Raw genomic sequence first — 11,940 nt, forward strand, 5'->3', positions numbered from 1 at the left:
CAAGCCCGCTCCCACAGAAAAGCAGTTCGCCGCCACTTATGAGACAGCGCTGTCTTTCACAACGGGACACATCCAGAAGGTTGCAACGGCTCTGGCACACGGCAAGAAGCGTTTCAGCAGGCGGCGCAAGGATAATGATCTGTTACAAATAGAGAAAGTGCTTTTGTTGACATGGATCATCGCGAAATCGGTAACAGTGCGCCGCAGCGCCAACGGTCGCACCTGCAAAGGCGCACGCCAGGCTTCCACCCTGAGGGCACCTCGGCTAAGGTGCGCGGCTTTCACCCTTTTCGCGTAAAGGTCTCCCATGACTGAACCCAACAACAACCCGTTGCACGGCGTGACGCTGGAGCAGATCCTCAACGCCCTGGTGCAGCACTATGAATGGTCGGGCCTGGCCGAGCGCATCGATATTCGTTGCTTCAAGAGCGACCCGAGCATCAAGTCGAGCCTTACCTTCTTGCGCAGGACACCTTGGGCCCGGGAGAAAGTCGAGCGCCTGTACATCAAGCTGATGCGCACCAAACGGCCGGTGTGAGGCGTGGCCGTTGATCGTGGCCTGACCATGCGCCAGCGCTTCGTGTCGGTGACAGCGCTGCTGGGCTGGGCGGGGTTGAGCATCCAGCTGTACCTGATTCTGCTGGGGCGTTGGGAACTGAGCGCAAGTTTGCTGGGTGGGCTGGTCAATTGCTTCAGCTTCTTCACGGTGCTGACCAACACCCTGGTGGCCGTGGTGCTGACGTGGGAGCAGACCCCTCGCCCATCAGCGGCCCGCCGCTGGTTCCTGCGGCCCGGCGTCAGCAGCGGTGTCGCCGCCAGCATCGCCCTGGTCAGCCTGGCCTACAACCTGCTGCTTCGGCACCTGTGGCAACCCTCGGGTTGGCAATTCGTGGCCGATGAGTTGCTGCACGACGTGGTGCCGTTGCTGTACATCATCTATTGGTGGCGCTGGGTGCCCAAGGGCACGTTGCGCCTGGGCCACATCGGGCTCTGGGTGATCTACCCCGTGGTGTATTTCGCCTATGTCCTGCTGCGGGGGAATCTATTGGCGGCTTATCCCTACCCGTTCATCGATGTGGCGGACCTGGGTTATCCACAGGTGTTCATCAACGCCGCGGGGATATTGCTGGGGTTTGTCGCCATTGCGCTGGCGGTGGTGGGGTTGGATCGGTGGATGGGCATCAAGGAAAAACCCTGATCCCCTGTGGGAGCGAGCTTGCTCGCGATGGTGGAGGCACATTCAACAGTGCCTCAAGCTGACCCACCGCTATCGCGAGCAAGCTCGCTCCCACAGGGGATTGTGTTCCATCTCCGGCATCACCGCCTAGCGGGCAACACCCACACCAACCCACTCGCCTTCGCCCGTTCATGACACAGCGCCAAAACGCTGCGCCGCTCCTCGTTGTCCATACGGCTCCAGCGGGTAATCTCCGCCACGCTGCGCTGGCAACCGGTGCAGATGTCGTCATCGTCCAGCGCGCAGATGCTCACGCAGGGCGACGGGACCGGCCGTTCGGCGACATTCATTGGTCCTGCTCGGCCAGGTCGCGGGCATAGCGCTGTGCGTTGTGCACATAGTGGACCGCGCTGGCCTCGAGCATTTTCTTCTGCGCCTCGGTCAACTCGCGCACCACCTTGCCGGGCGAGCCCATCACCAGCGAACCGTCGGGAATCTCCTTGCCCTCGCCGATCAGCGAGTTGGCGCCGATGATGCAATTCTTGCCGATCTTCGCGCCGTTCAGGATCACCGCATTGATGCCTATAAGGCTGTAGTCGCCCACCGTGCAGCCGTGGAGCATGGCGTTGTGGCCGATGGTCACGCCGGTGCCGAGGGTCAGCGGGTAACCCATGTCGGTGTGCATCACCGTGCCGTCCTGCACATTGCTGTTCTTGCCGATCAGGATCAATTCGTTGTCGCCACGCAGTACCGCGTTGAACCAGACATTGGCGCCCTCCTCCAGGCGAACCTTGCCCACCAGCGTGGCATTGGGCGCGACCCAGCTGTCTGGATGGGTTTCGACGCGGGCATCGCCCAAACGGTATTTCATGGGAATCCTCGGGGCATCAGGTATTGATGAAGCTCTTGGGCGGCTTGTGCAAGTCGATGCCGGCGTCGAACAGCAAGTTGACCAGTTCGACGATCATGATCGCCGTGAGGCCCCAGATTTTGTACTCGCCAAAGCGGTAGCTGGGCACGTACCAACTGTGGCCTTGGTAATCGATGCGGTGGGTGTGCTCGCGGGGATCCTTGCGGAAAAATTCCAGCGGCACACTGAACACCGCGGCGATCTCGGCGTCGTTGGCCTGGTATTCGACAAAATCCGGGATCACGCCCACATACGGCGTAACCTTGATGCCATGCAGCGAGATCAGTGGGCTGAGGGGCCCGATCACCTCCACCAGCCCGGGAGGCAGGCCGATTTCTTCCTCGGCTTCGCGCAGGGCAGTGAAGATCAGGTCCGGGTCCTCCGGATCGCGGCGCCCGCCAGGAAAGGCCACTTCGCCGCCGTGGGTCGAAAGCCCGCTGGCGCGCAGGGTCAACACCAGTTCCGGTTCGTCACTGCGGGTGATCGGCACCAGTACCGCAGCTTCAGGGAAACGACGGTCGGCCTCCAGATCGTGCGGGGTATGGTTGCTTACTCGATGCAGTAGCTCGTCCAGCATGAGACTTCTCGATTTATTCGCTACCTTGCATCATGCACCAATCGTTCAAGCCGCCCAACCCCTGCACCGCATCGTGTCGCGAAACGACAACTTGCCGACCCCGGCCATGCACGCCAAGATAGGCGCAGCATTCAGGAACCCAAGCATGAAATTCTGCAGCCAGTGCGGTAACCCGGTGACCCAGCGCATACCCGAAGGCGACTCGCGCCTGCGTTTCGTCTGCGACACCTGCCACACCATCCATTACCAGAACCCCAACATCGTGGCCGGTTGCGTACCGACCTGGGGCAGCAAGGTCCTGCTGTGCCGACGCGCCATCGAGCCGCGACGCGGCTACTGGACGCTGCCGGCGGGCTTCATGGAAAACGGCGAGACCGTCGAACAGGCCGCAGTGCGCGAAACCGCCGAAGAAGCCTGCGCCCGGGTGCGCAATTTGAGCATTTATACGCTGATTGACGTACCGCATATCAGCCAGGTGCATGTATTCTTCCGCGCTGAGCTGGTGGATGAAGACTTCGCCGCCGGGCCCGAGAGCCTGGAAGTGCAGCTGTTCGAAGAAGCCGACATCCCCTGGGATGAACTGGCGTTCCGCACCGTGGGCCGCACCCTGGAATACTTCTACGCGGACCGCCGCGCCGAGGCCTACCCGGTGCGCAGCGAATCGATACCGCCGCTGGCTCAGCCCGCCAAAACCTGAACACCCATAGGGATACCGTTTCAATGCGCTGGTTGCTTGTGCTGTTCTGCTTGTCGTTCACCACCGTGTCCCAGGCCTCTGCGGTGGGCACCTACAATGGCAAGGTTATTGAGAAAGTACTGGTGCTCAAGTCCGCCCATCAATTGCAATTGATCAACGACGGCAAGCCGCTCAAGACCTACCGTATTTCCCTGGGCCGGGGCGCCAAGAAGGGCCCCAAGCTGGTCGAAGGCGACAAGCGCACCCCTGAAGGTTTCTACTGGATCGACTGGCGCAAGACCAGTGACCGCTTCAACCTGTCGATGCACATCTCCTACCCCAACATCAGCGACGCCGCCCGCGCCCGCCGCGAAGGCGTGGAACCGGGGGGGATGATCATGATCCATGGCACGCCTGATACAGAAGAGAACCCGGAACAGCTGTTCCACACCCTCGATTGGACCGACGGCTGCATCGCCATGCGCAATGTGGACATGCGTGAAGTCTGGAACCTGGTGCCGGATGGCACGATGATCGAGATCCGGCCGTAGTGCTGCGACGCCGCCTGAGCGGAACGCGGAGCGTCCCTGGCGGCGTTCCCACGCGGAGCGTGGGAACGATCCGCCCTGTGGGAGCGAGCCTGCTCGCGATGAGGCCGGTGTTACTGGATCAAGTCCGAATCTCTACCCGATCCAAGGCTTTATCCGCCAGCAGCGCCCCCAGCTCGATTATCTGCACCACCCCCAGCAACACATGCCGTCGCGAGCCATCGAGGTCGAAGGCCAGGTCATTGAGCATCGCGTTGGCCGAGGCCAGGGTTTCGCTGAGGTTGGCCAGCAGGACTTCGGTATCGACGAGAGCGAGTTCATCACGACGCTTGCGAAGCGCAACGACGCCGTTTGAATTCACCTTTTGGCTCGCGAAGGCGCCAGCACATTCAACATCGATGCAAACTGGCCCGCTGTTTCATTACCCCTGAAAAAAACGTTCGATTAAAAATCATCGAACAGGTCTTAGCTACTGTCAGAAATAACAGGTAACGGATAATTCAGACCGGCTGCAGCCACCGAGCCTCACTAGAGTATTCACGACTGCTCCCACGGCGCAGCTTGTTACAAGATCGGGTCGCGTAACCCAGATCAGCCATCTACTCTCAGTCTCACGCAGTGAGCCGAGGCGCATCCCAGCGGTGCACTCTCACCGCGAAACCGGTAGTTAAACTGTCAAATCGAAGAATAGGTTGTGATGAAGTATGTGATTCGATTGGCGTCCTCGTTCAAGGTGAGGTGTCCAAATCATGAATAGAAATAACGGTTTTATACGGGCGGCAACGGTCGCCGTGGTATTGGCAGGCGCCTGGCAAGCGAGCCCTTATTCCTGGGCAGCGACCCAAGACTCGGCACAGAAGGAGGAACCCTGGTACCAAGCCTGGCTTCAGGTCACGGCGGACTCAAGCGTGGATATCCGTTCAACCAGACCATCCCTGATCTGGCGGACCGACATGGACACGCTCTATCGGGGCGACACCACCAACCAGGGCCTGGAGGCATTCCAGGACGGCCTGCTACCCAAATCCGTCGCCTTCCCCGAGGACGAATGGATGTACGACTGGTTCGGTCATGGCGCGGGTGCCCAGCGCTCGGTCTACAGCAGCACGACCCGCAGCCAGCTTATCGCCCAGAGCTTTGCCAATGAATGGGTATTCGAGTTCAAAGCCCCCCACGGCATCGATCAGTGGCGATCGGGCGGACCGATCTCCAATGAAGAGGAAATCAGCTACCCCGGCGGGGTCAAGGGCATCTTTATCAAGCGGGCCTGCAAGAAAACCAACCTTGCCGATTGTGTCGCGAACCCGAACTACCAAGAACCCACCGGCCACGAGACGATGCTGGAAGTTGCAGCGACCCGCATCGACTGGAGCAAGCTCACACCTGTCGAAGGCCTGGCCTGGGTAACGAACAAGACATCTCTGTGGGCAGTGGGTTCTGCGACGATCAACCCGGTGCAGGGTGCGGATGCGCTGGCCCATGGATTGCAGAGCTGGAATTCAACGCCCCCGGACCTGCGCTTTGCGAGCAACCCGGAGTCTCCCTTTGCGCGATCGATCGTCCTGGCCTTCCGCGACTACAGCGACGCCAAGATCTGGGCCGTTACGGAGGCGGCAAACGGCGGCTGGGTATATGAAGTCCGACCCAATAGCGTGGCGGTGGATCTGTCCGGGCGCTATACCGGTAACCGTGAAGGCGCCTACGCCTTCATCGGCGGTATCAAGGGCGGGCTGTTGATGAATGCGCGCCGCTTCGAGAAAGGTGTGGGTGAGCCGGTTGAGTGCATTGGCATCGAAAAAGAAGCCTGCCGGCTTGAGCATCGGCATCAGTAGATGGGCTGGGCTTCCGGGCTTCGTGGCCTGATAGGGCCTCATCGCGAGCAGGCTCGCTCCCACATTTGGGGAGTATGGGCAACTCGCTATTTGAGTGAGCACCACGAATCCCTGTGGGAGCGAGCCTGCTCGCGATGAGCCGGCACTGACCGCACCCAATTGAGAGCCCAATAAAAAACCCGCTGATTCAGTCAGCGGGTTTCTCATTTCAACGGGCAAAGGATCAGAAATCCTCCAGCCGCCACACTTCATACGCCGGCGTCTCGTAGGGATGGCTCTGTTTCAAAGCCTCCACCACCTCGCGGATCAACCCGTCGGCCACCACAAGCTCCACCTTCCATTCCTCCACCTGCTCGACCTGTCCCGCTTCGCCAATGAACGGTTGGCTGCCGTCCAGAGGGCGAAACTGGCCCAGGCCCAGCACTTGCCAGGCGCAGTGGTCATAGTCGCCGATTCGCCCGCCACCGGCAGCGAATACGGCGCTTTTGACCTCGTCCACATGGCTGGCCGGGACGAAGAAGCAGAGCTTGTACACGCCTTTAGTTCACCCAGACGCGGGCGTTGCGGAACATGCGCATCCATGGCGCGTCTTCGTTCCAGTCGTCCGAACGCCACGAGTTCTGCACGGCGCGGAAGACGCGCTCAGGGTGCGGCATCATGATCGTCACGCGGCCGTCGCGGCTGGTCAGTCCGGTGATCCCGCGCGGCGAGCCGTTCGGGTTGGCCGGGTAGGTTTCGGTGACCTTGCCGTGGTTGTCGACAAAGCGCAGCGACACGCAACCGGACAGGTCGGCTTCAAGCAGCGCTTCTTCGCTTTCGAATTCCGCATGGCCTTCGCCGTGGGCGATGGCGATCGGCATGCGCGAACCGGCCATGCCCTGCAGGAAGATCGAGTTCGATTCCTGCACCTGGACCATCGCCACGCGGGCTTCGAACTGCTCGGAACGGTTACGCACGAAGTGCGGCCAGAACTCGCTACCCGGGATCAGCTCGTGCAGGTTGGACATCATCTGGCAACCGTTGCACACGCCGAGGGTGAAGCTGTCGGTACGCTCGAAGAAACCCTGGAACGCATCGCGGGCGCGGCTGTTGAACAGCGCCGACTTGGCCCAGCCTTCACCCGCGCCGAGCACGTCGCCGTAGGAGAAGCCGCCACAGGCAACCATGCCCTTGAAGTCGTTCAGGTCGACACGACCGGCGAGGATGTCGCTCATGTGCACGTCGATTGCGTTGAACCCGGCGCGGTCGAACGCCGCCGCCATTTCCACCTGACCGTTGACGCCCTGCTCACGCAGCACCGCCACTTGCGGGCGAATGCCTTTCCTGATGTAGGGCGCGGCCACGTCGAGGTTGACGTCGTAGCTGAGCTTGGCGCTCAGGCCCGGGTTGTCTTCTTCCAGCAGCGCGTCAAATTCCTGCTCGGCACACTCGGCGTTGTCGCGCAGGCGCTGGATCTGGTAGCTGGTTTCAGCCCACTGGCGCTGCAACAGGCGGCGCTGGCCTTCAAAGACGGTGTCGCCGTTGAAGGTGATGTCGATATGGGCGTTGTTGATCGGCTGGCCGATCACCGAGACGCACTCGGCCAGGCCGGCGGCGCTGAACTGGGCAAGGATGTCCGGGGTGGCGTCCTGGCGAACCTGGATCACCGCACCCAGTTCCTCGTTGAACAGGATGGCCGGGATTTCGGCGGCCGACTCGGCGACGCTGTCGAGGGTCAGGTTCAGGCCGCAGTGGCCGGCGAAGGCCATTTCCACCACGGTGGTCAGCAGGCCACCGTCGGAACGGTCGTGGTAGGCCAGCAGGTGACCGTCGGCGTTGAGGCCCTGGATCACCGCGAAGAAGGCTTTCAGGTCTTCGGCATCATCGACGTCCGGCGCTTGCGAGCCGAGCTTGCCATGCACCTGGGCCAGGATCGAAGCGCCCATGCGGTTCTGGCCACGGCCCAGGTCGATCAGAATCAGGTCGGTGGTGCCCTTGTCCATGCGCAGTTGCGGGGTCAGGGTCTGGCGGACGTCGGTCACCGGGGCAAAACCGGTCACGATCAGCGACAGCGGCGAGGTCACGCTCTTGTCCACGCCTTCATCGTTCCAGCGCGTGGCCATGGACATGGAGTCCTTGCCCACCGGGATGGTGATGCCCAGTTCCGGGCACAGCTCCATGCCGACGGCCTTGACGGTGTCGTACAGGCGAGCATCTTCACCTGGATGACCGGCGGCGGACATCCAGTTGGCCGACAGCTTGATGTCGGAGAGCTTGGCGATGCGCGAGGCCGCCAGGTTGGTCAGGGCCTCGCCGATCGCCATGCGGCCCGACGCCGGGGCGTCCAGCAGCGCCAGCGGTGTACGCTCGCCCATGGCCATGGCTTCGCCGGTGTAGACGTCGAAGCTGGTGGCGGTCACGGCGACGTCGGCCACCGGTACTTGCCACGGGCCGACCATCTGGTCGCGGGCCACGAGGCCGGTGATGGTGCGGTCGCCGATGGTGATCAAAAAGCTCTTGCTCGCCACGGCCGGGTGATGCAGGACGCGTTCGATGGAGTCGGCGAGGTCGAGGGTGGACGGATCGAAATCATCGCCCAGCTCGGTTTCGCGAACGGCCGAACGGTGCATGCGCGGGGCCTTGCCCAGCAGCACTTCCAGGGGCATGTCCACCGGGCTGTTGCCGAAGTGGCTGTCGGTGACGGTCAGTTGCGGCTCGGCGGTGGCTTCGCCCACGACGGCGAACGGGCAGCGCTCGCGTTCGCAAATGGCCTGGAAGCGCTCGAAGTCGGCCGGGCCGACCGCCAGGACGTAACGCTCCTGGGATTCGTTGCTCCAGATTTCGTGCGGGGCCATGCCCGGCTCGTCGTTCGGAATGTTGCGCAGTTCGAAGCGACCACCGCGGCCACCGTCGTTGACCAGTTCCGGGAAGGCGTTGGACAGGCCGCCGGCGCCGACATCGTGGATGAAGCTGATCGGGTTCTTGTCACCCAACTGCCAGCAACGGTCAATGACTTCCTGGCAGCGGCGTTCCATTTCCGGGTTTTCCCGCTGGACCGAGGCGAAGTCCAGGTCGGCCGAGCTGGTGCCGGTGGCCATGGAAGAAGCCGCGCCGCCGCCCAGGCCGATCAGCATGGCCGGGCCGCCGAGGACGATCAGCTTGGAGCCGACCACGATCTCACCTTTCTGCACGTGTTCGGCGCGGATGTTGCCCATGCCGCCGGCGAGCATGATCGGCTTGTGGTAACCGCGAACCTCTTCACCGCGCGGGGTGGCGATGGACTGTTCGAAGGTGCGGAAGTAACCGGTCAGGGCCGGACGACCGAATTCGTTGTTGAACGCCGCGCCGCCCAGTGGGCCTTCGATCATGATGTCGAGGGCGGTGACGATGCGTTCAGGCTTGCCGTAGGGCTTTTCCCACGGCTGTTCGAAGCCCGGGATCTGCAGGTTCGACACGGTGAAACCGGTCAGGCCAGCCTTGGGCTTGGCCCCGCGACCAGTGGCGCCTTCGTCGCGGATCTCGCCACCGGAACCGGTGGACGCGCCCGGGAACGGCGCAATCGCGGTCGGGTGGTTGTGGGTCTCGACCTTCATCAGGATGTGCACCGGCTCCTGGACCGCGCCGTACTGGCGGGTCTCGGGGTCCGGGAAGAAACGACCGGCAACGCTGCCGACGATGACCGAGGCGTTGTCCTTATAAGCGGAAAGGACGCCTTCGCTGTGCATCTGGTAGGTGTTCTTGATCATGCCGAACAGGCTTTTTTCCTGGCTCTGGCCGTCAATGTCCCAACTGGCGTTGAAGATCTTGTGGCGGCAGTGCTCGGAGTTGGCCTGGGCAAACATCATCAGTTCGATGTCGTGCGGGTTGCGCTGCAGGCCCTGGAAGGCCTTGACCAGGTAATCGATCTCGTCTTCGGCCAGGGCCAGACCCAGTTCGGTGTTGGCTTTTTCCAGTGCGGCACGACCGCCGCCCAGCACGTCGATGGCCGTCAACGGCTTGGGTTCGGCGTGACTGAACAGCCCGGCGGCCTGCTCCAGGTTACCCAGTACGACCTGGGTCATACGGTCATGCAGGCCTTCGGCGATCAGTTGGGCATCGGCCTCGCTGAACTCACCCGCGACATAAAAGGCAATGCCACGTTCCAGGCGCTGGACTTTCGCCAGGCCGCAGTTGCGGGCGATGTCGCTGGCCTTGCTCGACCACGGCGAAATGGTGCCGAACCGCGGCAGCACCAGGAACAGGCGACCGGTCGGCTCCTGGACGGGAACACTGGGACCGTACTTCAGAAGGCGCGCGAGCACCTGCTGTTCGTCGCCGGTCAAACCGCCGGTGACTTCGGCGAAGTGAGCGAATTCAGCATACAAGCCACTGACAGCCGGTACTTTCTGGCTCAGTTGCTCAAGGAGTTTGCTGTGGCGAAAGGCAGAAAGGGCAGGAGCGCCGCGCAGGATCAACATCTTCGGGACAGCCTCGGGAAGGGGGTGTGCTTTGAGGCCGTGCATTCTAGCCTAAACCGCCGGCAACGGCACCCGAAACGGCACCCGCGATGCGGGCCGAATGTCGGTCTTTGCGCAAAAACCCTCATTGAACGTCCATGCCAATGTCCGTGCAGAGATATTTTTCATCGGCATAAAACCCACCGTACGCCGGCCGGCCTGCGTTGCGGACATGTTTTGCAACCGCTAGCAGACTGGCCTTTTGCTGTCGAGATATGGCGGTAGAGGCCGTTTGCGTATACTGCGCAGATGTTTTCCCCAACGGCTTTGCGTCCGCGATATGCCAGATGGCTGATCGCAACCGGACTCTTCCTGGTGCTCAGTGGTTGTGTTGAGAAACCCAACACACTGGAGCGCGTAAAGGAGGATGGCGTGCTGCGGGTGGTTACCCGAAACAGCCCCGCCACCTACTTTGAGGACCGCAACGGTGAAACCGGCTTCGAATACGAGCTGGTGAAGCGCTTCGCCGACGATTTGGGGGTGGAGCTGAAGATCGAGACCGCCGACAACCTCGACGACCTGTTCAGCCAGATCGGCAAGCCCAACGGCCCGGTACTGGCCGCCGCCGGCCTGGTCAGCAGCGAGGCGCGCAAGAAGCAGGTGCGGTTCTCCCATTCCTATCTGGAAGTCACGCCCCAGGTCATCTACCGCAACGGCCAGTCCCGCCCGACCGACGCGGCGGCTCTTGCCGGCAAGAAGATCATGGTGCTCAAGGGGAGCACCCACGCCGAACAGCTGGCACAGTTGAAGCAGCAATACCCGGATATCGAATACGAAGAGTCCGACGCGGTTGAAGTGGTCGACCTGCTGCGCATGGTCGATGAAGGCCAGATCGACCTGACCCTGGTGGACTCCAACGAGGTGGCGATGAACCAGGTGTACTTTCCCAACGTACGCGTGGCCTTTGACCTCGGCGATGCCCGCAGCCAGAGCTGGGCGGTGGCCCCCGGTGAAGACAACAGCCTGCTCAACGAGATCAACGGCTACCTCGACAAGGTGCAGAAGAACGGCACCCTGCAACGCCTGAAGGACCGCTATTACGGCCACGTCGACGTCCTCGGCTACATGGGCGCCACCACCTTCGCCCAGCATCTGCAGCAACGGCTGCCCAAGTACGAACACCATTTCAAGGCCTACGCCAAGCAAGAGAAAGTCGATTGGCGCCTGCTGGCTGCGATCGGCTACCAGGAATCGCTGTGGCAACCGGCAGTCACCTCCAAGACCGGCGTGCGCGGCCTGATGATGCTGACCCAGAACACGGCCCAGGCCATGGGCGTGTCCAACCGCCTGGACCCCAAGCAGAGCATCATGGGCGGCGCCAAGTACCTGGCCTACATGAAGGACCAACTGGACGAGAGCATCGAGGAGCCAGACCGCACCTGGTTCGCCCTCGCCGCCTATAACGTCGGCAGCGGTCACCTGGACGACGCCCGCAAACTCGCGGCCAAGGAAGGGCTGAACCCGAACAAGTGGCTGGACGTGAAGAAGATCCTGCCGCGCCTGTCGCAGAAACAGTGGTACAGCAAGACCCGCTACGGCTACGCCCGGGGCGGCGAACCGGTGCACTTCGTGGCGAACATCCGTCGCTACTACGACATCCTGACCTGGGTCACGCAGCCGCAGCTCGAAGGCAACCAGGTGGCCGAGGGCAGCCTGCACGTGCCGGGTGTAGACAAGAGCAAGCCGAACCAGGAAACCCCGCCGCTCTGACAACCGCACATCAAGCCAATGTGGGAGCGAGCCTG

The 11,940-nt window shown here is 62.1% G+C and carries 12 protein-coding genes and 1 pseudogene; 7 read left to right on the top strand and 6 right to left on the bottom strand.

What is annotated here, in order from left to right; translation table 11 throughout:
- The 3 genes from J7E36_RS06765 to J7E36_RS06775 all read left to right on the top strand — a co-directional run.
- The coding region (locus tag J7E36_RS06765; RefSeq protein WP_215001171.1) for a hypothetical protein at positions 1-298 on the top strand (298 nt) is incomplete at its 5' end.
- Positions 299-307: 9 nt separating this feature from the next.
- Positions 308-538 carry a VF530 family DNA-binding protein gene (locus J7E36_RS06770; RefSeq protein WP_215001173.1) on the top strand — a complete coding sequence of 77 codons (231 nt, stop codon included), beginning with the start codon at positions 308-310 and terminating at the stop codon, positions 536-538.
- Positions 539-565: 27 nt separating this feature from the next.
- Complete coding sequence (locus tag J7E36_RS06775; RefSeq protein ID WP_215001193.1) at positions 566-1,198, top strand: Pr6Pr family membrane protein; 633 nt, start codon at positions 566-568, stop codon at positions 1,196-1,198.
- 119 nt (positions 1,199-1,317) lie between these two features.
- Here the strand turns inward: J7E36_RS06775 and J7E36_RS06780 are convergent, their stop codons facing one another.
- Genes J7E36_RS06780 through J7E36_RS06790 form a run of 3 tightly spaced genes read right to left on the bottom strand, consistent with a single transcriptional unit; the run spans position 1,318 to position 2,664 of the window.
- The gene (locus J7E36_RS06780; RefSeq protein WP_215001175.1) at positions 1,318-1,527 is read right to left on the bottom strand and encodes a DUF1289 domain-containing protein; all 210 of its coding nucleotides are present in this window, start codon (positions 1,525-1,527) and stop codon (positions 1,318-1,320) included.
- Complete coding sequence (locus J7E36_RS06785; RefSeq protein WP_215001177.1) at positions 1,524-2,048, bottom strand: gamma carbonic anhydrase family protein; 525 nt, start codon at positions 2,046-2,048, stop codon at positions 1,524-1,526. Before J7E36_RS06785 ends, J7E36_RS06780 begins: the two co-directional genes overlap by 4 nt.
- A 16-nt stretch (positions 2,049-2,064) precedes the next feature.
- Complete coding sequence (locus J7E36_RS06790) at positions 2,065-2,664, bottom strand: CoA pyrophosphatase (protein ID WP_215001179.1); 600 nt, start codon at positions 2,662-2,664, stop codon at positions 2,065-2,067.
- A gap of 145 nt (positions 2,665-2,809) precedes the next feature.
- Here J7E36_RS06790 and J7E36_RS06795 point away from each other — a divergent pair, with 145 nt between their 5' ends.
- Positions 2,810-3,361 (top strand): NUDIX hydrolase, encoded by a 552-nt coding sequence (locus J7E36_RS06795; protein WP_215001181.1) that lies wholly within the window; start codon positions 2,810-2,812, stop codon positions 3,359-3,361.
- 23 nt (positions 3,362-3,384) lie between these two features.
- Complete coding sequence (locus J7E36_RS06800) at positions 3,385-3,891, top strand: L,D-transpeptidase family protein (RefSeq protein WP_215001183.1); 507 nt, start codon at positions 3,385-3,387, stop codon at positions 3,889-3,891.
- A gap of 118 nt (positions 3,892-4,009) precedes the next feature.
- Here the strand turns inward: J7E36_RS06800 and J7E36_RS06805 are convergent.
- Positions 4,010-4,195, bottom strand: a pseudogene (locus J7E36_RS06805) (DUF6124 family protein); the annotation flags it as partial.
- Positions 4,196-4,637: 442 nt separating this feature from the next.
- On the opposite strand from J7E36_RS06805, the gene J7E36_RS06810 reads away from it, so the two are divergent.
- Positions 4,638-5,720, top strand: a complete 1,083-nt coding sequence (locus J7E36_RS06810) for a scabin-related ADP-ribosyltransferase (protein ID WP_215001185.1) — start codon at positions 4,638-4,640, stop codon at positions 5,718-5,720.
- A gap of 223 nt (positions 5,721-5,943) precedes the next feature.
- On the opposite strand, the gene J7E36_RS06815 is transcribed toward J7E36_RS06810, so the two are convergent.
- Entirely contained in the window at positions 5,944-6,255 is a 312-nt protein-coding gene (locus J7E36_RS06815) for a Nif3-like dinuclear metal center hexameric protein (RefSeq protein ID WP_215001187.1), read from the bottom strand.
- A gap of 4 nt (positions 6,256-6,259) precedes the next feature.
- Positions 6,260-10,156: a phosphoribosylformylglycinamidine synthase gene (gene purL / locus J7E36_RS06820; protein ID WP_215001189.1), complete on the bottom strand. Its 3,897-nt coding sequence runs from the start codon at positions 10,154-10,156 to the stop codon at positions 6,260-6,262.
- A gap of 288 nt (positions 10,157-10,444) precedes the next feature.
- Between purL and mltF the strand changes: the two genes are divergently transcribed.
- Positions 10,445-11,905, top strand: a complete 1,461-nt coding sequence (mltF, locus tag J7E36_RS06825) for a membrane-bound lytic murein transglycosylase MltF (RefSeq protein WP_215001191.1) — start codon at positions 10,445-10,447, stop codon at positions 11,903-11,905.
- The last annotated feature ends 35 nt before the right edge of the window (positions 11,906-11,940 follow it).

Source organism: Pseudomonas fluorescens, assembly GCF_018614775.1.
Taxonomy (GTDB): domain Bacteria; phylum Pseudomonadota; class Gammaproteobacteria; order Pseudomonadales; family Pseudomonadaceae; genus Aquipseudomonas; species Aquipseudomonas fluorescens_BY.

Excerpts from the sequence above, each read along its gene's own strand:
- J7E36_RS06770 (WP_215001173.1), top strand. The coding sequence starts at position 308 with ATGACTGAACCCAACAACAACCCGTTGCACGGCGTGACGCTGGAGCAG.
- J7E36_RS06775 (WP_215001193.1), top strand. The coding sequence starts at position 566 with ATGCGCCAGCGCTTCGTGTCGGTGACAGCGCTGCTGGGCTGGGCGGGG.
- J7E36_RS06780 (WP_215001175.1), bottom strand. The coding sequence starts at position 1,527 with ATGAATGTCGCCGAACGGCCGGTCCCGTCGCCCTGCGTGAGCATCTGC.
- J7E36_RS06785 (WP_215001177.1), bottom strand. The coding sequence starts at position 2,048 with ATGAAATACCGTTTGGGCGATGCCCGCGTCGAAACCCATCCAGACAGC.
- J7E36_RS06790 (WP_215001179.1), bottom strand. The coding sequence starts at position 2,664 with ATGCTGGACGAGCTACTGCATCGAGTAAGCAACCATACCCCGCACGAT.
- J7E36_RS06795 (WP_215001181.1), top strand. The coding sequence starts at position 2,810 with ATGAAATTCTGCAGCCAGTGCGGTAACCCGGTGACCCAGCGCATACCC.
- J7E36_RS06800 (WP_215001183.1), top strand. The coding sequence starts at position 3,385 with ATGCGCTGGTTGCTTGTGCTGTTCTGCTTGTCGTTCACCACCGTGTCC.
- J7E36_RS06810 (WP_215001185.1), top strand. The coding sequence starts at position 4,638 with ATGAATAGAAATAACGGTTTTATACGGGCGGCAACGGTCGCCGTGGTA.
- purL (WP_215001189.1), bottom strand. The coding sequence starts at position 10,156 with ATGTTGATCCTGCGCGGCGCTCCTGCCCTTTCTGCCTTTCGCCACAGC.
- mltF (WP_215001191.1), top strand. The coding sequence starts at position 10,445 with ATGTTTTCCCCAACGGCTTTGCGTCCGCGATATGCCAGATGGCTGATC.